The sequence below is a fragment of the Scandinavium sp. genome (genome assembly GCF_051650185.1).
In the GTDB taxonomy this organism is placed as follows: Bacteria; Pseudomonadota; Gammaproteobacteria; order Enterobacterales; family Enterobacteriaceae; genus Scandinavium.
In genome coordinates this window covers 15,795-40,387 of the sequence record NZ_JBOFIN010000108.1, presented here as the reverse complement: position 1 = coordinate 40,387, position 24,593 = coordinate 15,795, and the positions used below count along the sequence as shown (strand labels likewise).

Here is a 24,593-nt window from a genome sequence, read left to right as displayed (position 1 = left end):
CAGTACAGCAACAGTCTACGATTTCAGCGCTGCACATCAGCGCAGGAGCAACAGGATGGAGAACCAGAAGACCGGTTATGTCCCGTTGTACCGAAGCATTCTGAAGCAGCCATGGGCGAAAGATGTCTACCTGCGCACACTTTGGGAAAACCTTCTCCTGAATGCCGCCAGAAAGCCATATACCGCCAACTTCAAAGGACATTCATGGACTCTGGATGCCGGGCAACTGGTAACCACCTCGGCAGATTTAGGGCTGCTTCTCTGTGACAGAAATGGTGAGCCTACAAGCCGTCACTCGGTCGAAAGGATGTTAGCCGTATTCGAGAAAGAAGGGATGATCTCCGTCCATGCAGAAAGACGAAAAGGGACTGTTATCACCATCTTAAATTATGCCGAATATGCTCAAAAAAACGACGATTTACCCGCGCATAAGTCCGCGCATAGCACCGCGCATAACGAACCCAGTAATGATGCGGTCTTGAGCTATGCACCCGCGCATAACCCCGAGCATAAAGCCGCGCATCATGAACAAGAAGGTATTAACAAGAATATAAATAATAAAAACACACAGTCATCTGAAGATGACCGCGAACCGGGTAAACCTGAAAAGCGAAAACCTGTCCGAATCAACTACGGCGAGTATCTTGATGCCTACAACGAGATTGTCGGTGACCGACTACCTCACGCTGTTGAGGTCAACGAAGAACGCAAGCGTAAGCTCAGCAAGCTGATTAACTCACTGGCAACCAAAAACATCGACGGCTTTCGGGCATACGTGAAAGCATTCATGGCTGCTGCCAGACCTTTTCACTTCGGCGACAACGACCGTGACTGGGTTGCCAGTTTTGATTACCTGCTGCGACCGAAAGTGCTGGTCGCTATCCGCGAGGGAACGCTATGAGACAGGATATCGAAGCAAGCGTGATCGGCGGACTGTTGCTCGGCGGCCTGACCCCGGCGGCAAGTGATGTTCTCGCACGGATGGAGGCGGAAGCATTCGCCATCCCGATCTACCGGAAAGCCTTTGAGGTTATTCGCAAGCAGGCAAGAACCCGCAACCTGATTGACGCTCTGATGGTGGCCGAAGAGTGCGGTGACGAACATGCGACAGACGTCATGATGACAGCCCGTTCATGCCCGAGTGCAGCCAACCTTCAGGGTTACGCTGAAATGCTCGCTGAACAACATCAGAAGCGCAAATTCCTGACTGCCATCGATGATATGCGAGGGCTGGTGAGTGACGGGACGCTGGTTGCCTCTGGTGAAGCCATGGACGAACTGATTCGCCGTCTTGGGATTATCCGTAAGCCAAAAAGTGAAATTATCCCGGTACGCCTCGGTGATGTACTGAACGACTACGCAGAGACACTGGAAAACCGCCTGCGCAATGGTGATGAATCTGACACGTTGAAAACCGGTATCGATGAACTTGATGCGATTACTGGAGGAATGAACGCGGAAGACCTGGTGATCATCGCCGCGCGGCCTGGAATGGGCAAAACGGAACTCGCACTCAAGGTTGCTGAGGGTGTGGCTAGTCGCCGTATGCCAGGATCGGATGTGATGCGAGGCGTACTGATTTTCAGCATGGAAATGAGCAAGCTTCAGATTGCTGAACGCAGCATTGCCGGCCGCGGGAATATGTCGGTGAGCGTTCTGCGTAACCCGGCAAAAATGGATAACGAGGGTTGGGCGCGGGTAGCTGATGGGATATGCCATCTCGCAGGACTCGACGTGTGGATGGTTGATGCTTCAAAACTCACTGTTGAGCAAATCAGGAGCGTGGCAGAACGGCAGAAGCAGGAAAGCCCGGCGCTGTCTCTTATTCTTGTCGATTACCTTGGCCTGATTGATAAGCCAAAGGCAGACCGTAACGACCTTGCTATAGCTCATATCTCAGGGAGCCTGAAGGCGATGGCAAAAGACCTGAAAACCCCGGTTATCTCTCTGAGCCAACTTTCACGTGATGTTGAGAAACGCCCTAACAAGCGCCCTACGAACGCAGACCTCCGTGATTCCGGAAGCATCGAGCAGGACGCGGACAGCATCATCATGCTCTATCGCGATGCGGTGTACGACGAGAACAGCCCGGCGGCGAAGTACGCAGAAATTATCGTTACCAAAAACCGCTTTGGATCTCTTGGCACTGTCTATCAACGTTTCATCAATGGTCATTTCCATGATTGCGACCAGGAAGAAGCACGCCAGGCATCATCCACCAAATCAGCACCGCAGAAGCGTTACGCGAAAGGAGCCAACGTATGATCGCCACGAAAGCGATTCAACGAGTAATGGGGGCAGTATTCGGCGTTAAGGCTACTGAGACGCTCCCAACTGTTGTCAGGATGCACGCCAAAAAGACGAACCTTTTTGATGTGATTGAGTTCCCGTATATCGACCTGGATGACCCAATGAAAGCCACTCTTTTCATAAAGGCCACCAGGGAAATGCATGAGCGTATGACGGGTAGTCATTCACGCGTTGATATTTGTTCAGTTAACGAAATCATTCAACTTGCAGGAATGACGCTATGGGGTCGGGCGGCGGATGCGCATGAGTGGTTGCATAAGCTTCACTGCGTGCACTTCAGGGATATGCACCCAGACATAGCAATGCAGGTGCCACATCGCATCAACATGGTTTTTGCTAATGGTGATTATCAGTATCCGTGGGAGACAGTATGACAATCGAACAAATCACAGCTGCGTATCCGAACGTAGCGAAACTGGAAGAAGCAGCACACGAAGAAATCATGTGTCGTGAAGTTTGCGACACGTCTGATAAGTGGCAGGACGAAGCAAGCCCAGAAGCGGTGCTAGCCCTGACAGGACTGGGTAAACAGTTGGCAGAGGAGAATGCGGGGCTGAAGTCTAAGGGCCGCGAGCTACTCGGGGAGGCATGTGCGGTTTACGCGAAATTAAACAAACTCATCGATCCGACAATCGGGGATTTTGTTGATGGCCAGACACTTCACGAATTCCAGTTTGTTCTAGATGTTGAAACCCCAGCAACCGATCGCTTCCTCGCAGAACAGCGGGCGCAGGGTGTGGAACAAGCTGCGCAGGAACTGGAAGCAATCGACACGGTCGCCAGCACACGCGTCATTGCGCTCAAGTTGCGTGAGTTCGCACAGCAGCTGCGCGTGGAGAAAGCAGAATGAGCAAGTTAACCAAATCTACAGACGTTCATGACCTGTTAACCGCTTATCAAAAACAGGCCCGGAAGATACCTCCAAAGGGTGTTTATGCCTCAAAGCAGCGGCAGGCAGAAGTGCAGGCGGCGCACGTACGCAAGATTATGCGCAAGCGTCGGCGGTCAGTCGGTAAGTCAAATAAGCTAGGGTGCCGCTTTACGGCTGAAATGCGCGTAGCACTGATTTGCGATATGAATTTTTGGGCGCTGATATGCCGCTCTAACCGTCAACAGGAGCGTACAGCATGAGCAAAATCACAGCATTACCAGTAGAGCGCGGCGATATGGGCCAATGGTGTCATCCAGCATTTGATTCACTGTGTGGCGAACGTGAGTTTGTTCCTTCGTATGACTTCCATCAGTGGGTGGGTGCAAACGGGCTTGAATTTGAAATTACTGCAATGGACCTGCATGAGCCAAGCCCAGCGCTGGATGAGTGGTATGAAACAGGCTCATTTGCAGCCTGGCAACCAGAGCCGCCATCAGGTGAAGGCTGGTTTATCGCAGCCATCTACGATACGGATGATGGTCCGGTTTGTGTGTGGTTTCGCAGCACAGAAGGAGCAGCAGCATGACTACACCAATGACCAAAGAGGCGCTGGCTGAGCTGCGCAACCGATGCATTGGCGCATCCGAGACTGGCAGCAATGTTGTGCTGTTCCCGCATGAGATGGATGCGCTGCTGGATGCGTTGGAATCAGAAAAGACGCTGAACCAGCATCTTGATTTAGCATTAGGGAAAGAAGAGGGGGTTAATGCAGCCTTGCGCCGAAATATTGAAGAACTGCAATCCCGCGCCGAATCAGCAGAGCAGGCGCTGCTGCTGGAAAGGCAGAAATCAGCAGGTGTTGTAATGCTCCCAAGATTTAGCCACGTACCAGACCATCCATTCGCCAATCGAGGTGCGTACATTTTTAGTGAATTCAGAAATAACGTAATAAAAGAGTGCGCTGAAGCAATTCGTGCATCTGGCATCACCATACTGATTCAGGGAGGTGAGTGATATGGCTAACCTGCTCAACTTCCTCGGCATAGATTCTCGACGCAGCAGCATGACGCTTGTTGAGTATAAATATGACCCAGAGGCACGAGAGAAGGTCTCAAAGTACCTAGTCAGGCATACGTCCAGTCAAAGCGGAACCACGCTGGAGCAATACTTCACAGTAGAGCGTGACCGTTACGGAGCATTCAAGCCCGTGGTGACGCTGGACGATTTTCCAGGCGGCCTAAGCGACCGAGAGGCAATGCTGAAACTTGCCGATTGGCTACATCGCCTGAGCGTGACGATTGAAGATAACTGGAGCGAACCATGACCACAATCACCAAAGAGCGCGTTCAGCAAAAGATTACGAAGTTGGAGTTCGCCGTAGCGCAAAGCGCGTTCACCGCCATTCGCGAAGGGCTGGAAGAAGAGCTTGAAATGGCACGCATGCTGCTGGCTGGCATGAAGCAGGAGACAGGCCCACTGTTTCAGCTGCGCAATCTCATTCGACAGCGGCACGCCGAATGGTCGGATAAAACTTTCGGCTATGTCGGGCCAATAGGCCCGCTTAAGCACCTGTCTAAAGAAGCGCTGGAGGCTGCCGCCCAACCTTACGACCTGAGCGAATGGGCAGATATGCAGTTTCTGCTATGGGATGCCCAGCGCCGCGCCGGTATATCTGATGGCGAAATTACAGCCGCGATGGAAGAAAAGCTGAAAGTAAACATGGCACGCCAGTGGCCGGAGCCCAAAGACGGTGAACCCCGATTACATATCAAGGAGCAGGCCAATGACCAATAACAAACCAACAGAGCATCGTCTGCAATACCTCGCATCACACCATGCGCGTGTAGTGAATATAAGCGGCGAGGAGCTGGCCCTGATTGTTAACGAGCTTCGGGAACACAGGCTTGCTGAGGGAGCTTTACGGCGGGGTTACGAGGCTGCAGAGCTGGTTTCATTTTGTTTGGATGAGCTGAACGTACCGAAAGAGTTAGAGTATGGCCCATTGTCGCTGTGGGATCGCGTTCGGCAATACGGTCAGGACAGCGCAGCGGAACGCGCAGAACTTCAGGAATACCGGAAAGCGGCACCCATCGAGATAAACGACGAGATGGCATTTGCATTCTGTCGTGCTATTTCCGATGACCCGGTCGGCGCTGACGATGCGGAAGACATCAAAATAGGTTTGCGTGCTGCGTTTGCAAATGTCGCCGCCCCGCAGTTGTCCGGTAATTCCGAACATGCAATCCAGCCTTACAAGTTGCCTGATAACTCATTCACAAACGAAGACCTGGAAGGGATGATTCACGGCAATAATCCGCAGTCTAATGCTTATCGTGAATTGCTGTCGTTACGTCTTGCTTCCGCGTCCAGTTATGGCAGCTATCAGGTGATTCCGGATGGTTGGGTAATGGTGCCGTTTGATGCGACTCGCGCGATGATTGATGCAGCAAGGCGGGTAGAGGAGGATGGCTACGACGCAATGCACAAGGCCATGATTGCAGCAGCACCGCAGCAGGAGTGATTAAGCGCAAAACAAAGCTTCATGGGCCATGCTAACGTATGGCTCTTTTTGTTATGGCTAATGAACATGAAAACGCTGATCGCAGCAGTGGTTTTGATAGCTCCACTTATGGCTCACGCCGACTATATTCCTTTTGATAAACAGCAACCCATTACGTTTGAGTGTCAGGCGGGTGTGAAAATCCACGTTGTTGATAAGAAGCATGTTGTCATCAATGGTGATTTTGATGCCGAAGTTTCTGAACTTAGTGGCGATCGCCTACAAGCTCAGGGGTATCACGGTAAAACCTACCTAACCACCACCATTGATTTACAATTCATGGGTGGCCCCTATTACTCTCTTTTGACAAGGGAGTTAGATCAGACTGATTCCAAAGGCCCTTGGGATGATAAAGTGCTTGGAGTTACGGCCCTCATTTGTACCCGGACTCAGTGACGGAGCTTCTATGTCAAAATTCAACATCGCAGCAAAGAGCCAGGAAGAACGCGACAAGGTGAATATTGACCTGGCCGCCAGCGGCGTTGCTTTCAAAGAGCGCATGAATCAACCGGTAGTGGCAGAGCAGGTTGCCCGGGAACAGCCAGAACACCTTCGCGAGTACTTCATGGAGCGAGTAAGGTTTTACCGTGAGCAGTCGATAACGTTACCGAGGGCATCCGATCCCCGCTATACGGAAATGGCAGAGGCAAATAAAAAATAAGCTCAAACCTATGGTTGAGTGTTTTTTAGATGGGAGATTTTTTAAGTGATTGACATCATTGTTGATTCAAATGCCTGGAATTTTTTGCACGAGAGCGGGATTTCTCTAAGCAGCGAGCATCTAAGTGACTATCGATTCCAGATAACGCGTGAAATATCTCGTGAAATGCAGGAGTTGCAAGGCAAGGAGGGGAAGGAAGCCCTATACAACTTTTTTGTAAGCGAGACCCAGTCGCTTGAAGAACCCTTGTGCTATTTTGGTTTTTATGATGACTCAGTCCCTGCCGATGAGCAGAGGTTTGGCGGATTTGGCGTTGGAGGGTTCGCGTCAGTTCATCAAGATGAATTCTTCCACAAAGCAGCCCGTCAAATAAAATCGTCTAAGCGGGGGATCTATTATGGTAACGAAGCTGACATGTTAATTGGGTCAAGAGGCTTCGGTAACACATACATCCTGACTGAAGATACTAATAAGTCTGGTCCAATGAAAGAGGCCGAAAACACTATCTATGTTTCGCAGAAAAGCCCCATGACAGTTGTTGAGTTTAAGCAGTATCTCGACGCAACGACGTCAACTCTTGCAGACTAAAAGAACTTTGATTTTCCAGAATCAACTGTCCATAATACCAGTGTCAGCCTGAACAACTGACACTGCATCTGGCGCTTTAACGGGGACGTTAAAGTGCAAAAGACTAATCGAGCATCACATCACCTGTCACCGATGGCTAACGTCACCGGCGATTTCCTGCATTCAGCGTTTAACCTCTGCGGAGGTGGCGCGTGAACATCCCTCAATGCGGTATCAAACTCCACAGCGGCAACTTCAACGCTATCAGCCAGTTGCTTCAGCAGCAGCTCGCTGAAGGGAAATGCCTGCGCCTGCAGGTGAAGGACTGGCGCGAGAAGCGCAGCCTGAGTCAGAACGCACTCAGCCACATGTGGTACACCGAAATCAGCGAATACCTGGTTAACTCCGGCCGTACCGACGCAACCCCTGAATGGGTGAAGCGCAACCTCAAGAAAACCTACCTTGGCTGCCAGGAAGTCACATACACCGATTTCGTCACTGGTGAGAAAACCACTACCTGGGAGCCGCGGCACACTGCCGATCTTGATACCGGTGAAATGCACATTTTCCTGGTAAAGGTTGAGATGTGGTGTGCTCAGTTCGGCCTGGTGTTGACCATCCCTAACGGCTGCGAGTATGAGCAGCTGCGCGATAAGCAGGAGGCATGATGATGCGTAAACCATCCCGCCGCACCTGCAAAATCTGCAAAGAAAAGTTTGTGGCCACGTTCGCCAATGTCTGGTGGTGCTGTCCGGAACACGGCTACGAGTACAGCCAGCAGTTGCTTGCCAAGAAGAAGCTGGAAGCCGAGCGCAAACGTAAGCAGGAAACCCAGCAGGAACGCCGTGAGCTGAAGATCCGCAAGGCAGCACTCAAGACCAAGCCTCAATGGAAGAAAGAGGCCCAGGCGGCATTCAATAAGTACGTGCGCCTACGTGATGCCGGACTTCCTTGCATAAGCTGCGGTGCCACCCCTGAACAGAAATTCGGGGGAACCATGGACTGTGGCCACTACAGGTCCCGAGGCGCAGCCGCACATCTCTCATTCAACCTAAATAACGTCGCAGGACAGTGCGTCCGCTGTAACCGCAATCAGTCTGGCGCACAGAAAGCATTTGAACAGGGACTAATTGAGCGTATTGGGCGGGAGAGGGTTGAAGCCCTCAACAACGATAACTCTACGCGAAAATTCGATATTCCATACCTGCAGCGCATCAAATCTATTTTCACACGCAAATCCCGAGCGCTGGAGAAGCGACGAGCCCGCCAGCAGGAGGCTGCATGAAGACAGAAATCATTGAGGCACTCCGCACTCGGTGGCAATTCCTGCGGATTTACCGCTACCCGGGTTCGGTTCTGCATGACTACCGCATCCTTCGAAATTTCATCACCGTTTATCGCGCAACAGGAGCTGCACTATGACTATCAATTTATCGTACGTACGCCAGCAGCTCATCCTCGCCACTACCGATCTGAGTGGAGCAACCAAAGACCAGTTGATGGCATGGCTGGAGAATGCACAGTTCGACACCAACACATTCAAGCGTAAGAAAATGCGGGTACTCGATGAAGAAACGGAAAAGTGGGTGACGCTGGATAATCCGCCGATACCAGGGAAGCAGTCACGCGCTAAGGGTTCGCATATCCCCCTGGTGCAGCCGGTAGAGTTCGCGACCGCTTCATGGCGCCGGGCACTGCTGTCTCTCGACGAGCATCAGAAAGCATGGCTGTTATGGAACTACAGCGAGAGCATCCGCTTCGAGAATCAGGTCAGTATTACGCAGTGGGCATGGTCCGAGTTCCAGAAGGAACTTGCCGGGAAGCGCGTGGCCGGGAAAACAGTCGATCGGCTGCGTAGCCTCGTGTGGCTTGCTGCTCAGGACGCGAAAGCAGAGTTGGCAGGGCGCGACACTTACGAGTATCAGGAACTGGCTGAGCTGGTAGGGGTGAACCAGAAGAACTGGTCTGAGACATTCACGGAGCGCTGGCTGGCGATGAAACGCATCTACCGCCGACTCGATACCGACGCGCTGCATCATGTAATGCGATCACGTTCACAACAAAAGGCGACAAATTTGGACGCAAGTCTTGCAAAACTGGATTGAAACGCATATATTTCATGTAAATCTGATATGCTGCCAAAATTACATCAACCCGCCAATGTGCGGGTTTTTATTTGCCTGTAGCTCAGGGGATAGAGCATCTGCCTTCTAAGCAGTCGGTCGCTGGTTCGAATCCAGCCAGGCGAACCAGACCCAATGCCTGGGACTATTCGGCTCATTGAATGCGCCGATTATAAGAGCCATTCGGCTCATGCCACACCCTCATATTGCTCGCCGCGCCGCGAGCTTTTTTATTTTCAGGCCCCGGGAAACATCCTCGACACGCTTTGTTGTTAATCCAGCCCAAGGGCCTGAACCCTACACACAGCTCCCGCACTAACGCGAGGAGATAGAGATGATCCGATATATGCCAGACAAAATTGCATCCGCAATCTCGTATTGCGTGTCCGGCAGTCTTATTTGTGGAGGCGGCATTTTGCAATGGTTGCACGACCTCGACTGGAACAAGGTGGCAGTGATCGGCGGCTTCCTTATCGGTTTAGCCACGTACCTGACGAACCTTTATTTCAAAAGACGCCAGACGAAAGCTTATGAGAAAGCCCTGAGAAAGGGATACATCACGGCACCACCACAGGATACTTAATATGGCTATGTCACCAGCGCTAAGGAAGAGTGTTATTGCTGCTACCGGCGGCGGGGCAATCGCCATCGCATCAGCTCTCATCACTGGCCCAACGGGCAATGATGGGCTTGAAGGCGTGAAGTACAAGCCATACAAGGATGTCGTAGGTGTCTGGACTGTTTGCTATGGGCATACAGGCGAAGACATCATGCTCGGTAAAACTTACACCGAAGCAGAGTGTAAAGCACTGCTTAATGCCGATCTGAACACAGTCGCCAGGCAGATTGATCCGTATATCAAGACCGATATCCCGGAAGAGATGCGCGGCGCGATGTACTCGTTCGTGTATAACGTCGGTGCCGGAAACTTCAAAACGTCTACGCTGCTAAAAAAGATTAATCAGGGCGATCAGAAGGGCGCTTGTGACCAGTTGCGTCGCTGGACCTATGCTGGCGGGAAGGAATGGAAAGGGCTTGTTACACGCCGCGAGATTGAGCGCGAAGTTTGCTTATGGGGTGAGAAGCCTCAGAAAGCGGATGACAGCTTTGGTCCACTCAATCCCGGCACTCCGCCATCAGCACCGGGAGTGTTTTGATGGAGAGAATTATTGCCATCATCGGTGCGGTTTTGGCTGGCCTGCTGGTAGTTGCTGTTCTGATGGCTAACAGCTACCGCGACAACGCCATCACCTACAAAGACCAGCGTGATAAAGCCACCGAGCAACTCAGCCTGGCGAACGCCACTATCACCGACATGCAGACCCGGCAACGCGATACTGCGGCGCTGGATGCGAAATACACAAAGGAACTGGCTGATGCTAAAAAGCAGCTTGAAGATCTGCAGCGTTGTGTTCGCTCTGGCAAGTGTGGGTTGCACCTCAATGCAACCTGTCCCGACATGCGTAAAACCACCGGAACCGCCAGCGTGGATGATGCTTCCAGCCCCAGACTTACAGACTCCGCTGAACGGGATTATTTCACCCTCAGAGAGCGAATCAACACCATCACAAAGCAAGTAGCTGGACTGCAGGAATACATCAGCACTCAATGTCAGAGGTAAGCATGATCACATTGTCCGGCATATATCAAAGACCAGACGGTGAGATAGTGCCGGGGGCTGTCATTTCCTTCATTCAACTTGGGAACACTGCCAATTCGTTTACTCACCTGAAAGCAGAAATGACCACTGGAGATGATGGTGCCTACAGCATCTCACTCTACGATGGTCTGTACAAAGTCGAAGCTCGGTATACCGACAGAAGAGTGGACTATCTCGGCAATATTACGATAACTGCTGAGTCAGAAGATGGCACGCTTAACGACTACCTGACACTAAGCTCATGCCTGCCAAATAACGCAATACTCGATGCCATGCAGCAAGTGTATTTTGCCAATAAGGATTTGGTTGCCAGTGGCGTGAAAACAGTTGCCCATATCTCTGACATTCCAGGTGATGCAAGCGGTTATTACTATGTCACCAATGATGAGGATAAGGGAGCACCGACGCTTTATCTTTTCACTGCCGGTCAGCGAGTTTGGCTCGCATCTGTGGATGACACACCATGACGACAAAATTCCCCTCAATGGCTTATAGCGCACCGCTGATTGCGACAGATTACAGTGGAACGGCCACGCCCGGTTCCAGCCTCGAAGTAATGCCCGCAGACAGCACGGCAGTATCAGGGGTGATTCAGAACGTGAGCGCCGGGGATGTGCTGTACGTGAATCTGACGGGCGGGGAAGCTGGTCAGATGCCCGGTAGCATCATTCTTGAGCCTGGCGGTAGTGTTGATTTGGCTGCCACAAACGCTGTGTCTGTCTTTGCGACTACAGCAGTGCCGTTTACGGCGGTGAGGTATCACTATGTCGATTCGTAACCCGACATCGAAAAGCCGTGAGACGGGTAGCGCCGACACGCGAGATTTTCCTTCATGGTTTTCCCGAGTCCAGCGCCTGTCCATGGTGAGAACCACACCGATCCCGGTAATGGATAACCCGCCTGACACAATCCTGACCAAGGGGCTTGGGTTATCGTACGTCTCTGTTTTTAACGAAGGGATTGACTATTCCGTTGGCGATAATCTCACCCCAGCGCGTGAGGCCATTTTTCAGGCCACGATCCGTGTCACTGGGGTGGATGAAATTGGAAGGATTACCAGCGTAGCGGTTCAGAAACCTGGTTGCTATGAAAGTTCGTCGAGCGAGCTTCTTGATGTGACAGGAGGAACGGGGTCTGGTGCGAGATTCACTGCGTCATATAACGCGGGGGTGGCGTCTGCTATCTATAACGGGAAAACCACACAGCGCCAGGATGAAACGGCCTTTGACTATCTCGGTTACGATATCCAGGACAATACGTCAGGGTCGGGCTACAGAGGCAACGGCGTTCAGAACGGCACTCAGTGTCAGATCGCCTGGGTAAGCGATGCGCCATATCTTGAATTGCGTCTGATTGGCGGTAATTACCAGGGGGATTTGTACGTCAATGGCGCGCGCATTTCAGCGGAAGCCATAAAGACGGACACCAGTGGATCACCTTACCTCTATGCTGTTGACTGGGCTGGCGTATCAGATATTCGTGAATACAGGCTCTGCGGCATAAACACCGGCTTCGGTGGCATCAATACCGAGTTGCAGTACAGCATCTGGACACCTGATGAAAACCATAAGCCGATCATCTGGATAATGGGGGATTCGTACACGGTTGGTATTGGCGCAACTCAGGGCTCATTCAATTACTTCCGCATCATGTGTGACGCACTGGGTGCTATTGGCCTGGCTGACGGCATATCCGGTGCAGGCTGGACCTCAATTCAGCCCGACCGCATTCCTCAGCAGCGCGTGGAAATGAAGCTTGGCAGCATCACCCGACAACCGAACTTTGTGTTCTTCGCGATGGGGTACAACGACGCCAACGCTGGGCACATTGAGTTGCTGAAAACAAACTTCCGGGCTTCAGTCAAAAAAGTTCGTGAACTCTGCCCCCTGGCTCAGATTGTCAACATAGGCCCGGCAACCCCCTTGGGGAAGGCTAGTGTATTAACAGCTATTCGTGAAGCCGAAATGGAGCTGTGCGAAGAACTCGCTATTCCTTACATCGATATTGATGACTGGGTGAACCAGTACAACAAGCAGATGTACACCGGTTCGGACAACACCCACCCGACTGATGCTGGGCATGCATTTATTGGCATCCGTGAAGCAAAGACCATCTCGAAAATAATCTAGGGAACACGCATGAAAATATTTGTCGACGGCAAGATCGCCGGGGTCACTGATGCTGACCTGAAATCATTTTATCAGGTGCAGGAATCGCTTAAGGCTCAAGGCCACATTGTCTTCAGTCCATTGCTGTTGCCTGATGATTCTGACCTCGGAGAGAAGATGGACATCTGCTTTGCTTTCCTTCGGGCATCGGATGCGATTGCCGTAGAGACAGGCAACTATCACGATAAAACAGAGGTCTTCATCGATTACCTCACTCAATATAACCCTGACGCGAAGGTCATTTCGAAAGCCATGTGAGGATCTGCATGCCTGACATCTACCAAATCACCCTCACCACCCAAACCGGCGAAACCTTCACGGGCAAGATGTCACGACGTCAGCCTGAGCTGGTGAACGGCTTTGTGCCGCTGGCGACCGAGACTGGCGAGTGGCTGTATTTCGCACCTGCCGATGTAAAACGCGTGGAGTTCACGCCGGTACCGGAAGAGCAGACCGAACAAACAACGGAGTAACTCATGGTTAACGATGACGAGCGCAGGCCATATCCGCCAGTTAACTTCATCGACTCCGACAACTGGCAGCCGTACACCCGGCTGATCCCCGCTAACGAAGTGCATGAATGGATAAGCCGACAAATCCTCAGCGATACCGGGAGTATCCATAACCCAGACCACATTCACCTGATGGATGCGGATCTCTGCTTCATGTGGGCGTCTGACTCATTCGCGAAGAAAGGGCGCTACGTTCTCGGTCAGGCTGAGCAGGTAATGCTCCGCGCCGGTGGATGGCAAAAGGCCAGGATGGAACAGCAGATGTATGAATGGTTCGGACGCATCCCGAAGTTCATCATCACGCTGGCTGCTGATTACTGCACACAATGCAGTGACCTCGAGTTCTGCGCACTGGTAGAGCATGAGCTTTACCACATCGCCCAGGCCACCGATGATTTCGGCGCGCCTAAGTTCAACAAAGAGACCGGGCAGCCAGTGCTAACACTGCGCGGCCACGACGTCGAAGAATTCACTGGTGTCGTACGCCGATACGGTGCCAGCAAAGAAGTGCAGGAGCTAGTTGATGCGGCCAATGCACCAGCAGAAGTTGCTCAAATCGATATAGCCAGGTCATGCGGGACGTGCATGTTGAAGCTGGCGTAACGCTTTATTCAGATTGTCATGGAGGTAGCCTGTGGCAGCATTATCGACAGAGGTTAAAGCCTTCATAGTTCAATCACTCGCCTGCTACGAGACCCCGGTAAAAGTCATTGAGCTTGTAAAGGCTGAATATGGCATCGATGTCTCACGGCAGCAGGTGTCGCAATATACGCCAGGCAACGCAATGGCGGCCAAGTTGAGCCAGAAGTGGATTGACCTGTTCAACGCCACCCGTAAACGATTCCAGAATGAGATCGCCGACATACCGATCGCGAACAAAGCGTACCGATTACGCGTTCTCGACCGAATGGCGACCAATGCTGAAAAGATGAAGAACTACGGCATGACCTCGCAACTTATCGAGCAGGCCGCCAAAGAAATGGGCGATGCCTACACTAATCGCCAGAAAGTCGAGCATACAAGCCCTGATGGCAGCATGACGCCGCAACCGACCATCATCCAGCTACTACCCGTTGAGCCAAAAGCATGAGTAACGCCGTTCAACTGCCGATCCCCGCGAAGCTTGCACCACTGTTCACTGCCGTGAATAAGCGTTACCGGTGCTCTCACGGTGGACGCGGTAGCGCCAAGACGCGCACATTTGCGCTGATGACTGCGGTAAAGGCGTATCAGTCGATGATGAACGGTGAAAGCGGCGTGGTGCTCTGCGCACGAGAATTCATGAACTCGCTGGAAGAATCGAGCATGCAGGAGGTGAAACAGGCGATCCTGTCTGTTCCCTGGCTGGCTGCCAACTTCGATATCGGCGAGAAGTACATCCGCACCATAGACAAGAGCGTCAACTATGTGTTCTGCGGTCTCCGGCATAACCTCGATAGCATCAAGTCGAAAGCGCGTATCCTGCTGTGCTGGGTTGATGAGGCTGAATCAGTAAGCGAAATAGCCTGGCAGAAGCTGAGCCCGACCGTTCGTGAAGAGGGGTCAGAGATTTGGGTGACGTGGAACCCTGAGCGAGACGGCAGCGCCACGGATAAGCGTTTCCGAAAAGAGGCTGGCGACGACTGTATCACCGTTGAGATGAACTATACGGATAACCCGTGGTTCCCGGATGTGCTTGAAGGTGAGCGACAGAACGATCAGCGCCGCCTCGACCCGGCGACATACGCTTGGGTGTGGGAAGGCGCTTACCTAGAAAACTCCGATAAGCAGGTGCTGGCCGGGAAATACCGGATTGCCGAGTTCTCGGACCAACTATGGAAAGAGGCCGATCGATTGTTCTTCGGTGCTGACTTCGGTTTCGCCAAAGACCCTAACACACTGGTGCGTTCGTTCATCCTGCACAACCGGCTGTACATCGAGTACGAGGCATACGGGCAGCAGACAGAGCTCGACCACATGCCAGAACTGTACGACACAATTCCCGGATCGCGTGACTGGCCCATCAAGGCCGACTCCGCTCGACCCGAGACGATTAGCTATCTCAAGCGGCAGGGATTCAACATCTCAGCTGCCGAGAAATGGCAGGGGAGCGTTGAGGACGGCATCGCACATCTTCGCGGCTTCGACGAAATCATTATCCATCCTCGCTGCAAGAACGTGGCGCGCGAGGCACGTATGTGGTCCTACAAAACTGACCGCATCACCGGCGAGGTATTGCCGAAGCTGGCAGATGGTTTCGAGCACTGCTGGGATGGCATTCGCTACAGCCTCGACGGACACATTAAGCGCAAAGGTCAGATGGCCGGGATGATGATTCCGAAGCGCCTGCAAGGGAGGTGAGCATGGTCAAGTGCAATAAGCATAATATTTGGTTAAGGCCGCCAGTGGGATGCTGGAAGTGTCATGAAGAAATAACTAAATCACTGCTGGCAAGTAAGCCTCTTGCATTTATGCCATCAAGAGGGCCAAAAATGCCGCCAATTAATCGCTAACGGACAAACCATGACTGACAAATTAACTCTCGCCGTCAACCATGCGTTGAACGATGCGCGGATGGCGCGCGCCCGTATGGGGCTGATGGCACCTACGATGGGGCTGGACAATAAGCGCCATTCCGCATGGTGCGAGTATGGCTTCCCTGAGCAGGTCACCTACGAAAACCTCTACGCCCTGTATCGACGCGGCGGTATTGCCCACGGAGCAGTTGAGAAGCTGGTGGGCAAGTGCTGGCAGACGAACCCGGAAATCATCGAGGGTGATGATGCCGACGAGAGCGAAAACGAAACCGCCTGGGAAAACAAGTCAAAGCAGGTATTCAACAACCGGTTCTGGCGCTCATTTGCCGAGGCGGATCGCCGTCGCCTTGTCGGTCGTTATGCAGGCATCCTTCTGCACGTCCGCGATGAAAAAGACTGGAACCTTCCGGTTACCAAAGGGCGAGGTCTTCAGAAAATATCTGTGGCGTGGGCCGGATCGCTCACGGTGAGCGAGTGGGACACTGGCCTGAACTCGAAGAAGTACGGGCAACCGAAGATGTGGCAGTACGCCGAACGGTTGCCGAATGGTTCAAGTCGCCGCGTCAATATCCACCCAGATCGCGTTTTCATCCTTGGTGATTACTCTGATGATGCTATCGGCTTTTTGGATCCAGCATATAACGCCTTTGTGAGTCTGGAGAAGGTAGAGGGCGGGTCTGGTGAGTCATTCCTGAAGAACGCCGCGCGGCAGCTCAATGTCAACTTTGAGAAGGAAATCGACTTCAACAATCTCGCGTCCCTTTATGGCGTGAGCATTGACGAGTTGCAGGATAAGTTTAACGAAGTTGCCGGGGAAATGAACCGTGGTAACGATGTTCTGATGACGACCCAAGGGGCTACGGTCACACCGCTGGTGACTGCTGTAGCTGATCCGTCAGCGACCTATAACGTCAACCTGCAAACCGCTGCCGCCGGAGTTGATATCCCGACGCGCATTCTGGTTGGTAATCAGCAGGCCGAGCGATCCAGTACCGAAGACCAGAAGTACATGAATGCACGTTGCCAGTCGCGACGTGTGGACCTCTCTTTCGAAATAGAGGACTTCTGCGACAAGCTTATCGACCTGCAGATCATCGACTCAGTCAGCCAGAAGGCTGTTATCTGGGATGACCTGAACGAGCAGACCGATACTGAAAAGCTAACCAACGCTAAGACCATGGGCGAGATTAACCAGACCATGCTGGGCGGCGGTGACACCCCGGCATTCAGCCGTGAAGAAATTCGCACAGCAGCCGGTTATGAAAACGATGATGAATTCCCGTTAGGAGAAGAGGATGGCGACGAAGAAGACGAAGCCGCCGATTCTGCCGCGTAACTATCAGGACCCGACCGGAGCCGATGCGCTGGAACGCCGCGCAATAAAAGATTTTGCCAGGCGGATGAATAAGATTGGCAAAGCGTACAAATCATCACTCGAAAAAATACCCTCATCACTCGCAGTAAACGCCAGATACGAATACCAGCTAAACCCCGCGCTACTCTCCATCATCCTGAGCGATGCCAGTTACCTGGTGGATCAGGTGCTGCTTGAAGGTGGCGACTACGACCTGTGGTTTTACGAGTACATCGATCTGGCTTCGGAGAAGGGGACCGGGCAGTCGTTCTACAACCTTAGCCAGCAATCCCCGGTGTACGCAGCCGGGCGTGAATCGCTGGCGTCCATCCTCGCAAGCGACCCGTACCAGCAACGAATGGCGCTGGTGCATGCCCGTGTGTTTGAGGAAATGAAGGGGCTGACTGCTGACGTTAAGCGAGATATGGCGCGCGTGCTGACTGATGGCGTGGGGCGCGGGCTTAATCCGCTGGATATTGCGCGCAGCCTGACAGAGCAGACCGGCATCGAGAAGCGCAGGGCGAACCGGATAGCACGCACTGAAGTGACTACCGCGCTGCGCCGGGCGAAGTGGGATGAAGACCAGGAGGCGAATGACCTTTACGGACTCAAAACGCTTCTGGTTCACATCTCGGCTCTGTCACCGACAACCCGAAATACCCACGCAGTGCGCCATGCCCACCTCTACACCAATGAAGAGGTCCGTGACTGGTACAGCAAGGATGGCAACTCCATCAACTGCAAATGCAGCCAGCAGTCGGTGCTGGTGGATGCGGATGGTAATCCGGAATACCCGGACACCATCACGAAACTCAAACAGGAATATAAATCGATGCAGGCGCGCGGTTACGCCTGGGCGGAGAAATAACTATGCCTATGCAGGTCAATATCACCACGAAGGTGAACAGCCAGTCTATCCGGCGCGAAACATACAACGGGCGCGAGCATCTGGTTCTGCCGAGTTACACACTTCCGGCGAACGTCGTCATGAATGGCGGGCTGTACACACAAGAGCAAATCGATGCTCACTATCAGGGTCTGGAAGGCACCCTGGCACCGCTGGGTCATCCTCAGGTGAACGGTCAGTTCGTGTCTGCATTCTCCCCTGAGGGGATTAACGCAGGCCATATCGGCGCATGGAACCGCAACGTTAAGAAGTCCGGTAATCGCATTTACCTCGAAAAGTGGGTTGATGTGGCCCGCGCCAGTGAGTCAGAAGGCGGTAAAGAACTGCTTGAACGTGTCGCTGCCATTGAGCGCGGTGAAGACGTTCCACCGATTCATACCAGCGTGGCCGCATTCCTCGACCAGCTTGAGCCGAACGAGCAACAACGCGCTACCGGAGCTGAGTGGGTAGCGGATATCCACGGCATGGACCACGACGCGATCCTCCTGCACGAGGTTGGAGCTGCTACTCCGGAACAGGGAGTTGGCCTGATGGTTAACGCTGATCTGGCGCAGCCGCTTAAGGCGAACTCCGGCGCGCTGGTGGGTGAATCCTACCGGGAGCGCGAGCAGCGTCTCGACCGCGCAGCCAAAGCGAAGTTTGCAACAGGACAGGATGAATATGCATGGATCGCTGACTTCACCGACTCGCAAGCGGTAATCATTCGTAACGGTGGTATTGCTGAGGTATACGGCTACAAGTCTGAAGGTGGAAATATCACCTTTGACGATAATGGCACCTCCGTCGCACGGCAAGAATCCTGGGTAGCCATCGCCGCCAATAAATTCAGATCTTTTTTCACCACGCAGGAATACCCTGCAACAAACCACAAAACGGAGGGCGACATGCCTTTAACCACTGAAGAGAAACAAGAGTTGATCAGCGAAATCGGTAAAGGCCTGGCCGCTAACTTCGCCGATGCCCTGAATCCTATTAAGGATGCGATCACCGGTCTGCAAGCAAACCAGGACAAACTTACTGAAACACTGACTGCCAACTCACGCGCAGAAGAGAAGGCAAAACGCGAAGCAGTTTCGAAGGTCCATGGAGATATCGTGGCTAACGCACTTTCAGGCGAACCTCTGGACGCTATGTACAAATCACTGGGCGAAGCTGCGCCTCTGGGCACCAATAATGCACAGCAACAAAAAGAAACCGGCGCGCCGTCTGCAACCGAATACTTCAACTAAGGAGTCGAAAAATGCCACGTTATCGTCGCGTTAATATCGACGGTCAGTCTCTGTACAAGACCGAAACACGAACCATGGCTATGGAAGCCCGTCCGGGCACAGCGGTAGTCATTGACAGTAATGATCATTTCACTCCTGCCACTGCATTATCTGGCCGCATCTATATTCTGGATTGCGCTTATCACCAGGGGCTCGGAATCATGGACAAGGTGCCAGCCGGCGACTCTGGCGTTGGTAACTATGTAGAAGAGGGGCGCGAGTTGGCGCTGCTTTGTGGTGTTGGCACATACAAAAAAGACACCCCTATCAAGCTGGCGCCAAATGGTGGGTTCCTTCCTGCAACTGACGACACAGATTCAGTTATCGGCTACAGCCAGGACGAATTTACCATTAGCGGTAGCGATACTGACTTCATTCGCGTGCGTATGCGCGTTGGCACTGTCGCCGCCGCTGGCGCGTAACAAAAGGATAAACGCACATGTATTTCTCTAAAGATACTCTGGCGGCAAACTCCCGCCTCGGCGGCCACTGGAACGAATTGTGGGCAAACCGCGACATGTGGAACCTCCAGAACGATTCCATTATTGCCGCTAACCGCGCAATCATGACGCCTGACATGCTGGCCTGTAACTCCGTGGGTGGTTTTTCCCGCGACTTCTGGGCTGAGATTGACCGTCAGGTACTGCAGTTGCGCGATCAGGAAGTCGGAATGGAAATCGTGAACGACTTGATCGGCGTTCAGACGGTGCTGCCGGTCGGTAAAACCGCCAAGCTGTATAACGTGATTGGTGACATCGCCGACGACGTATCAGTAAGCATCGATGGTCAGGCGCCGTTTTCCTTCGACCATACAGAGTACGCCAGCGACGGCGACCCGATTCCGGTATTTACTGCCGGTTACGGCGTTAACTGGCGCCATGCGGCTGGCATGAGCTCTGTGGGGATCGATCTGGTGCTTGACTCGCAGATGGCGAAGATGCGCAAGTTCAACCAAAAGCGCGTTAACTACTACCTGAACGGCGATTCTAAAATCCAAGTTCAGTCTTACCCGGCCCAAGGCATCAAGAATCATCGCCACACTAAGAAGATTAACCTCGGATCTGGCGCCGGCGGCGCGAATATCGATCTAACAACTGCAGATACTGCGGCGCTGTTTGCGTTCTTTGGTAAGGGTGCATTCGGTACCGCCGCGCGTGCTAACAAGGTAGCCGCATACGATGTGATGTGGGTATCTCCAGAAATCTGGGCAAACCTGGCTCAGCCATATGTGGTGAACGGAGTTGTAAGTGGCACCGTTCTGCAGGCGGTTCTTCCTTTCGCACCGGTGAAAGAAATCCGCATGAGCTTTGCCCTGACAGGTAACGAGTTCATCGCGTACGTTCGTCGCCGTGACGTGATCTCTCCTCTGGTAGGCATGGCTGTCGGTGTTGTTCCACTGCCGCGCCCACTGCCTAACGTTAACTACAACTTCCAGATTATGTCCGCTGAAGGTCTGCAAATCACCGCAGACGATCAGGGGCTGTCTGGTGTTCTATACGGTGCTGACCTGGATTAAGGGGAAACCATGGCTAAATACGAAGTAGTGCGCGCTTGGTTCGGCGTGAAGGTTGGCGATGTGGTGGAGTTGAAAGAACTGCACCCGGCGCTGAAGTCTAACGTCCGTCTCATTAATGGTGAGGCAGGCGGAGAACTTACCCCGTCGACGCCTGATGCCGGTACCGGTGAGAAATCTCGCAAAGAGGTTATCCAGGCTCGTCTGACTGAACTGGGCATCGAGTTCAAAGGCAACCTGGGCGCTGAAAAACTCAGTGAGTTGTTGCCTGACGGTGAGCTCGAAAAGCTTTTCCCTGCTGAATAACAGCCGCCGCTGAGGCGGTTTTTTTATGCCCCGCTCCGGCGGGGTATTTCACGGAGTCGATAATGGTAACTCTCGAACAGGCAAAGGAGTATCTGGAGAGCCAGGGAATTACCATTCCCGATTTTGTTCTTCAGGCTCTCGTCGACCAGGCGAACAGCATTCAAGAATGCCTCGATGCGCACTATCCGGCATCAACGGCGCTGCTGATTCAGCTCTACCTGATAGCGATTATGGGACTCGGTCAGGGTGATAAGTACATCTCCAGTCAATCCGCACCAAGCGGCGCGTCTCGCTCGTTCAGATATCAATCGTTTGATGATCGCTGGAAAGCTTCAGTGAACATGTTGCGCGGTCTGGATAAGTACGACTGCGCTGCTGACCTGATTCCTGCCGACCCTACCGCCGCGCCAGCATTTGCAGGTATCTGGATCGGAAAAGGTGGCTGTATGTGCGGGAATAAATCATGAATTGGACATCTGTTAGCGTCCGGCTGCCTCGCTCATTCACCCGCGTCTGGGTGATGACCGACACCGAGCGGGAGACTACCGGCTACGTGAAATCTGACGGCGAGTGGTTCATCAACTGCCCGCGCATCCGGGCGACTGGCGCGAAGGTGCTGCGCTGGAAGGAGGGCTGATGTCGAGCATTGCTTCGTGGAGTTATACAGCCGCAGCGACTATCTGGCGCAAGCTGGAGGGAAATGACGAATACGGCGACCCGCTGGGTTATGCCGAGCCTGAGCAAATCCTCTGTGATTACGAGGGCGGGCTCAGCAAGAAGTTAGCCAGCCTGGGCTCTGAAATTATCGTGAAAAACACTATTTGGACCGAGTTTGCGCTGGCGGACACTGGCGATTACTTGCTGATTGGCATATCGACCGAAGCCGATCCGGTTGTGGCTGGTGCCGACGAGGTGCGACAGGTTGTCCGTTACGCTGATACGTTCGAACGCCTGGCGGATGACTATGCAATTTTGACAGGTGTTTAGCCATGGCTGTAAAAGTTCGCGGCATTCGTGAGGCGAAGGCCAACTTGAATCGGCTAATCGACGATGTTCAGGGGCGGAAAGTTGTCCGGGCGCTTCAGTCAGCGTTAATCATCGGCGGGTCCCAGGCTGCGCTTTATACCCCTATCGACACATCAACCCTCATCAACAGCCAGTACCGAGAAATCGAAGTTAACGGGACGAGAGTCACCGGGCGCGTGGGTTATACAGCGAATTACGCTATTTTCGTTCACGACCCCAACGTTCCGCAAACCTTCCGGCGAGCTACAGCGCAGAAAGAGTTCCTCACGAAAGGTTTCGAAGATACCAAGCGCCAAATTGATGCCGCAGTGGCTAAGGAACTGTCGCTATGAACCCTCCAATGTACCAGCGTGTCAGGAACATGTTTGGCGATGCCGGTCTGACGACTGGCTTTATCGTCCAGTTACTGGCGTTCAATGACCCTGGCGACCTGACGAAAGCATTCATGGTGTTCAGGCCAAACGGCGGCACCGCAATTCGTAACGACCTCGGCAATGACAATTATGTGCTTGTCGATGTGATCGGTGCGAAGAACAAGGTGCAGGACATGGCGCTGGCAACTCAGGCAATCGTCGACTATGTCCAGGCAAATCCTCATGCCGATGAGTGCGTGGGCAAAATTGAAAACATGGGAGCAATCCCGCCACCGGTACAAACCGAAGAGGGCCGAATGGTCTTCCGATTGCAGTTTGCATGCATCTACGGGGATTAACCCTCAAATAACCAACACAAGGTCGCCATCTGGCGGCCTTTTTTATACACAAAAGAGGTCAACGATGGCAGCTAATTGCCCTAATTCAAACGAACGCGTCTTCGGCTCTGCAACAGTGCTGGAACTGGCTATGGGGTGTTCTGACGTTCGCCCGGCGGAAGACGAATGGAAGGCGCTTGGTGCTGGTACCAGTAAAGGTCTGGATTTCTCGCCAAACTCAGTGACCAGCGACGCTGATGATACTGCTGGCTGGGTGGAGAACATCATCACCAATGCCGACGGTACCATCAGCTTCGAAGGTGAGGTGCGCAAACACGACAAGCTCGATCAGTTCGGCTACGGAAACTTGGTGAAGTATTTCACTGATGAGATTAACGCTAAGCGCCAGCCGAATCTGTGGGCTCGTATCGCCATTGGACCAATTGAGTTCTCTGGCTACATGGTGATCACCAGCCTGACACCTGCCGACGGCGGTAGTAATGACATCATCACGTTCAGCGTCGAGTTTAAAGTCTCTGATGGCACTACTGTCATTGTCGAAAACCTTGATGCCCAGTTGTCATTCTCTACCGATCTGCCGCCAACCAAATCTGTAGCGGTCGGGGCTGCGCTCAATATGACTGTTGCGGTAGAGGGTGGCACAACTCCATATACCTACGTCTGGAAAAAAGACTCCACTACGGTTTCTGGTCAGACGACAGCAACATTCAACAAAGCCAGTGCTGTCTCTGGCGATGCTGGGTCGTATACCTGCGTGGTAACCGATTCGGCAGGTACGCCTGCTACCGTGACATCCTCTGCGTGTGTCGTAACCGTCAGCTAACGGCTATTCCAAAGGGTGGCCGTGGCTGCCCTTGATAATGTCTGTTAACCGGTATTCCAGATGACCCCATTACTTGAGATAGGCGAAATTGGCCTGAGCAATAGCGCTGAAGGTGGTCGTGACTACCTGTTGCGTCCGTCGTTTGAGGCCATGAACCGCATCGGATCGCCTACAGAAATTGTTCAAATATACGCAGATATTCACGGCGGCGAGGCGCAGGAGTTAATTGAGCTTTGCTCGGCTGCGCCAGATAAGTTATCAGCCTGGCTCACCGCATCCATGAACAGGGTGGCAGAGAGACTGCTCTCGAAGGCGATGCATGTCCTTCAGTCCTGCTGTGAAGACGACCTCACGCCGATCATTGGGGAGTGGAAGGGGTGGAAACACTGCGTTGTTTATCGGCCCGGCCTGATGCCACGAGCTGACATCATCCTCTTTGCGCAAAGTCTGATGCAGCACGGCGTCATCGGTAAAGCAAAAGTCAGGAGACTACAGCGACACGAGTCGAACGAAACCACCTCAGAGTTCAGGGCGTTTGAGTATATCAGCGCGGCCCGCAGCCACTTTGAGATGAGTCGTGATGAGGCCAGCCAGCTAACCATGACTGAATTTATCCTTTTGCTCTCACAGAAATACCCTGAGCAGAAAGGTTTCACGAAAGACGAGTATAACGCAGTGACTGACGACTTCCTTGCAAGACAGGAAGCGAGAAGGGCTGCTGCAAAAAGAAAATGAG

Annotated in this window: 40 protein-coding genes, 1 tRNA gene and 1 pseudogene; all 42 read left to right on the top strand. The window is 52.9% G+C overall.

What is annotated here, in order from left to right; genetic code table 11:
- Positions 1-55 precede the first annotated feature (55 nt).
- The 42 genes and pseudogenes from ACRCWW_RS14330 (at position 56) to ACRCWW_RS14125 (ending at position 24,592) form a co-directional block, all read left to right on the top strand.
- Complete coding sequence (locus tag ACRCWW_RS14330; protein ID WP_438683008.1) at positions 56-901, top strand: replication protein; 846 nt, start codon at positions 56-58, stop codon at positions 899-901.
- Complete coding sequence (locus tag ACRCWW_RS14325; protein WP_438683007.1) at positions 898-2,265, top strand: replicative DNA helicase; 1,368 nt, start codon at positions 898-900, stop codon at positions 2,263-2,265. The genes ACRCWW_RS14330 and ACRCWW_RS14325 overlap by 4 nt, the downstream gene beginning before the upstream one ends.
- Positions 2,262-2,684: a hypothetical protein gene (locus tag ACRCWW_RS14320; RefSeq protein WP_438683006.1), complete on the top strand. Its 423-nt coding sequence runs from the start codon at positions 2,262-2,264 to the stop codon at positions 2,682-2,684. The genes ACRCWW_RS14325 and ACRCWW_RS14320 overlap by 4 nt, the downstream gene beginning before the upstream one ends.
- Entirely contained in the window at positions 2,681-3,160 is a 480-nt protein-coding gene (locus tag ACRCWW_RS14315) for a hypothetical protein (RefSeq protein WP_438683005.1), read from the top strand. Before ACRCWW_RS14320 ends, ACRCWW_RS14315 begins: the two co-directional genes overlap by 4 nt.
- Positions 3,157-3,441 carry a hypothetical protein gene (locus tag ACRCWW_RS14310; RefSeq protein WP_438683004.1) on the top strand — a complete coding sequence of 95 codons (285 nt, stop codon included), beginning with the start codon at positions 3,157-3,159 and terminating at the stop codon, positions 3,439-3,441. The genes ACRCWW_RS14315 and ACRCWW_RS14310 overlap by 4 nt, the downstream gene beginning before the upstream one ends.
- Positions 3,438-3,767, top strand: coding sequence for a hypothetical protein (locus tag ACRCWW_RS14305; RefSeq protein ID WP_438683003.1), 330 nt, complete (start codon positions 3,438-3,440; stop codon positions 3,765-3,767). The genes ACRCWW_RS14310 and ACRCWW_RS14305 overlap by 4 nt, the downstream gene beginning before the upstream one ends.
- Positions 3,764-4,195, top strand: a complete 432-nt coding sequence (locus tag ACRCWW_RS14300) for a hypothetical protein (protein WP_438683002.1) — start codon at positions 3,764-3,766, stop codon at positions 4,193-4,195. The genes ACRCWW_RS14305 and ACRCWW_RS14300 overlap by 4 nt, the downstream gene beginning before the upstream one ends.
- 1 nt (position 4,196) lies before the next feature.
- Positions 4,197-4,505, top strand: a complete 309-nt coding sequence (locus ACRCWW_RS14295) for a hypothetical protein (RefSeq protein ID WP_438683001.1) — start codon at positions 4,197-4,199, stop codon at positions 4,503-4,505.
- Between the two features lie 101 nt (positions 4,506-4,606).
- Positions 4,607-4,966, top strand: a pseudogene (locus ACRCWW_RS14290) (DUF550 domain-containing protein); the annotation flags it as partial.
- Positions 4,965-5,702 carry a hypothetical protein gene (locus ACRCWW_RS14285; protein ID WP_438683000.1) on the top strand — a complete coding sequence of 246 codons (738 nt, stop codon included), beginning with the start codon at positions 4,965-4,967 and terminating at the stop codon, positions 5,700-5,702. The pseudogene ACRCWW_RS14290 and the gene ACRCWW_RS14285, both read left to right, overlap by 2 nt.
- Before the next feature lie 66 nt (positions 5,703-5,768).
- Complete coding sequence (locus ACRCWW_RS14280) at positions 5,769-6,137, top strand: hypothetical protein (protein WP_438682999.1); 369 nt, start codon at positions 5,769-5,771, stop codon at positions 6,135-6,137.
- Positions 6,138-6,147: 10 nt separating this feature from the next.
- Positions 6,148-6,402, top strand: coding sequence for a DNA polymerase III subunit theta (locus tag ACRCWW_RS14275; RefSeq protein WP_438682998.1), 255 nt, complete (start codon positions 6,148-6,150; stop codon positions 6,400-6,402).
- Between the two features lie 45 nt (positions 6,403-6,447).
- On the top strand, positions 6,448-6,990 hold the full coding sequence (locus ACRCWW_RS14270) for a hypothetical protein (RefSeq protein WP_438682997.1): 543 nt from the start codon (positions 6,448-6,450) through the stop codon (positions 6,988-6,990).
- 191 nt (positions 6,991-7,181) lie between these two features.
- Complete coding sequence (locus tag ACRCWW_RS14265; protein ID WP_438682996.1) at positions 7,182-7,637, top strand: YbcN family protein; 456 nt, start codon at positions 7,182-7,184, stop codon at positions 7,635-7,637.
- A 2-nt stretch (positions 7,638-7,639) separates the two neighbouring features.
- On the top strand, positions 7,640-8,254 hold the full coding sequence (locus ACRCWW_RS14260; protein ID WP_438683080.1) for a recombination protein NinG: 615 nt from the start codon (positions 7,640-7,642) through the stop codon (positions 8,252-8,254).
- The gene (locus tag ACRCWW_RS14255) at positions 8,251-8,391 is read left to right on the top strand and encodes a YlcG family protein (RefSeq protein WP_438682995.1); all 141 of its coding nucleotides are present in this window, start codon (positions 8,251-8,253) and stop codon (positions 8,389-8,391) included. The genes ACRCWW_RS14260 and ACRCWW_RS14255 overlap by 4 nt, the downstream gene beginning before the upstream one ends.
- The gene (locus ACRCWW_RS14250; RefSeq protein ID WP_438682994.1) at positions 8,388-9,074 is read left to right on the top strand and encodes a bacteriophage antitermination protein Q; all 687 of its coding nucleotides are present in this window, start codon (positions 8,388-8,390) and stop codon (positions 9,072-9,074) included. Before ACRCWW_RS14255 ends, ACRCWW_RS14250 begins: the two co-directional genes overlap by 4 nt.
- A gap of 71 nt (positions 9,075-9,145) precedes the next feature.
- Positions 9,146-9,221: transfer RNA gene (locus tag ACRCWW_RS14245), tRNA-Arg, on the top strand.
- 205 nt (positions 9,222-9,426) lie between these two features.
- On the top strand, positions 9,427-9,675 hold the full coding sequence (locus ACRCWW_RS14240) for a class II holin family protein (RefSeq protein ID WP_438682993.1): 249 nt from the start codon (positions 9,427-9,429) through the stop codon (positions 9,673-9,675).
- A 1-nt stretch (position 9,676) separates the two neighbouring features.
- The gene (locus ACRCWW_RS14235) at positions 9,677-10,249 is read left to right on the top strand and encodes a lysozyme (RefSeq protein ID WP_438682992.1); all 573 of its coding nucleotides are present in this window, start codon (positions 9,677-9,679) and stop codon (positions 10,247-10,249) included.
- Complete coding sequence (locus ACRCWW_RS14230; protein ID WP_438682991.1) at positions 10,249-10,713, top strand: lysis system i-spanin subunit Rz; 465 nt, start codon at positions 10,249-10,251, stop codon at positions 10,711-10,713. Before ACRCWW_RS14235 ends, ACRCWW_RS14230 begins: the two co-directional genes overlap by 1 nt.
- 2 nt (positions 10,714-10,715) lie before the next feature.
- Positions 10,716-11,219 (top strand): prophage tail fiber N-terminal domain-containing protein, encoded by a 504-nt coding sequence (locus ACRCWW_RS14225; protein WP_438682990.1) that lies wholly within the window; start codon positions 10,716-10,718, stop codon positions 11,217-11,219.
- Complete coding sequence (locus tag ACRCWW_RS14220) at positions 11,216-11,530, top strand: hypothetical protein (protein WP_438682989.1); 315 nt, start codon at positions 11,216-11,218, stop codon at positions 11,528-11,530. The genes ACRCWW_RS14225 and ACRCWW_RS14220 overlap by 4 nt, the downstream gene beginning before the upstream one ends.
- Entirely contained in the window at positions 11,517-12,881 is a 1,365-nt protein-coding gene (locus ACRCWW_RS14215) for an SGNH/GDSL hydrolase family protein (protein WP_438682988.1), read from the top strand. The genes ACRCWW_RS14220 and ACRCWW_RS14215 overlap by 14 nt, the downstream gene beginning before the upstream one ends.
- Before the next feature lie 9 nt (positions 12,882-12,890).
- Complete coding sequence (locus ACRCWW_RS14210; RefSeq protein WP_438682987.1) at positions 12,891-13,178, top strand: DUF4406 domain-containing protein; 288 nt, start codon at positions 12,891-12,893, stop codon at positions 13,176-13,178.
- An 8-nt stretch (positions 13,179-13,186) separates the two neighbouring features.
- A complete protein-coding gene (locus ACRCWW_RS14205; RefSeq protein ID WP_438682986.1) occupies positions 13,187-13,393 on the top strand; it encodes a hypothetical protein in 207 nt (68 codons plus the stop codon).
- Between the two features lie 3 nt (positions 13,394-13,396).
- A complete protein-coding gene (locus ACRCWW_RS14200; RefSeq protein ID WP_438682985.1) occupies positions 13,397-14,035 on the top strand; it encodes a putative metallopeptidase in 639 nt (212 codons plus the stop codon).
- Positions 14,036-14,066: 31 nt separating this feature from the next.
- Positions 14,067-14,522 (top strand): DUF2280 domain-containing protein, encoded by a 456-nt coding sequence (locus ACRCWW_RS14195; RefSeq protein ID WP_023300389.1) that lies wholly within the window; start codon positions 14,067-14,069, stop codon positions 14,520-14,522.
- Entirely contained in the window at positions 14,519-15,772 is a 1,254-nt protein-coding gene (locus ACRCWW_RS14190; RefSeq protein WP_438682984.1) for a PBSX family phage terminase large subunit, read from the top strand. The genes ACRCWW_RS14195 and ACRCWW_RS14190 overlap by 4 nt, the downstream gene beginning before the upstream one ends.
- Before the next feature lie 162 nt (positions 15,773-15,934).
- Entirely contained in the window at positions 15,935-17,284 is a 1,350-nt protein-coding gene (locus ACRCWW_RS14185) for an anti-CBASS protein Acb1 family protein (protein ID WP_438682983.1), read from the top strand.
- Positions 17,244-18,170 carry a phage minor head protein gene (locus tag ACRCWW_RS14180; RefSeq protein ID WP_438682982.1) on the top strand — a complete coding sequence of 309 codons (927 nt, stop codon included), beginning with the start codon at positions 17,244-17,246 and terminating at the stop codon, positions 18,168-18,170. The genes ACRCWW_RS14185 and ACRCWW_RS14180 overlap by 41 nt, the downstream gene beginning before the upstream one ends.
- A gap of 2 nt (positions 18,171-18,172) precedes the next feature.
- Complete coding sequence (locus tag ACRCWW_RS14175; RefSeq protein WP_438682981.1) at positions 18,173-19,438, top strand: hypothetical protein; 1,266 nt, start codon at positions 18,173-18,175, stop codon at positions 19,436-19,438.
- An 11-nt stretch (positions 19,439-19,449) separates the two neighbouring features.
- Positions 19,450-19,899 (top strand): gp53 minor capsid family protein, encoded by a 450-nt coding sequence (locus tag ACRCWW_RS14170; RefSeq protein ID WP_438682980.1) that lies wholly within the window; start codon positions 19,450-19,452, stop codon positions 19,897-19,899.
- Positions 19,900-19,916: 17 nt separating this feature from the next.
- On the top strand, positions 19,917-20,993 hold the full coding sequence (locus ACRCWW_RS14165) for a major capsid protein (protein WP_438682979.1): 1,077 nt from the start codon (positions 19,917-19,919) through the stop codon (positions 20,991-20,993).
- A 9-nt stretch (positions 20,994-21,002) separates the two neighbouring features.
- Positions 21,003-21,296, top strand: a complete 294-nt coding sequence (locus ACRCWW_RS14160) for a hypothetical protein (RefSeq protein WP_438682978.1) — start codon at positions 21,003-21,005, stop codon at positions 21,294-21,296.
- 62 nt (positions 21,297-21,358) lie between these two features.
- Positions 21,359-21,763, top strand: a complete 405-nt coding sequence (locus ACRCWW_RS14155) for a DUF7370 family protein (protein WP_438682977.1) — start codon at positions 21,359-21,361, stop codon at positions 21,761-21,763.
- The gene (locus ACRCWW_RS14150) at positions 21,760-21,933 is read left to right on the top strand and encodes a hypothetical protein (RefSeq protein WP_438682976.1); all 174 of its coding nucleotides are present in this window, start codon (positions 21,760-21,762) and stop codon (positions 21,931-21,933) included. The genes ACRCWW_RS14155 and ACRCWW_RS14150 overlap by 4 nt, the downstream gene beginning before the upstream one ends.
- On the top strand, positions 21,933-22,283 hold the full coding sequence (locus ACRCWW_RS14145; protein WP_438682975.1) for a hypothetical protein: 351 nt from the start codon (positions 21,933-21,935) through the stop codon (positions 22,281-22,283). The genes ACRCWW_RS14150 and ACRCWW_RS14145 overlap by 1 nt, the downstream gene beginning before the upstream one ends.
- Positions 22,284-22,285: 2 nt before the next feature.
- Entirely contained in the window at positions 22,286-22,654 is a 369-nt protein-coding gene (locus ACRCWW_RS14140) for an HK97 gp10 family phage protein (RefSeq protein ID WP_438682974.1), read from the top strand.
- Positions 22,651-23,034 (top strand): phage tail termination protein, encoded by a 384-nt coding sequence (locus ACRCWW_RS14135; protein WP_438682973.1) that lies wholly within the window; start codon positions 22,651-22,653, stop codon positions 23,032-23,034. Before ACRCWW_RS14140 ends, ACRCWW_RS14135 begins: the two co-directional genes overlap by 4 nt.
- 64 nt (positions 23,035-23,098) lie before the next feature.
- Complete coding sequence (locus ACRCWW_RS14130; RefSeq protein ID WP_438682972.1) at positions 23,099-23,857, top strand: immunoglobulin domain-containing protein; 759 nt, start codon at positions 23,099-23,101, stop codon at positions 23,855-23,857.
- A gap of 60 nt (positions 23,858-23,917) precedes the next feature.
- Entirely contained in the window at positions 23,918-24,592 is a 675-nt protein-coding gene (locus tag ACRCWW_RS14125; RefSeq protein WP_438682971.1) for a DUF6246 family protein, read from the top strand.
- Position 24,593 lies beyond the last annotated feature (1 nt).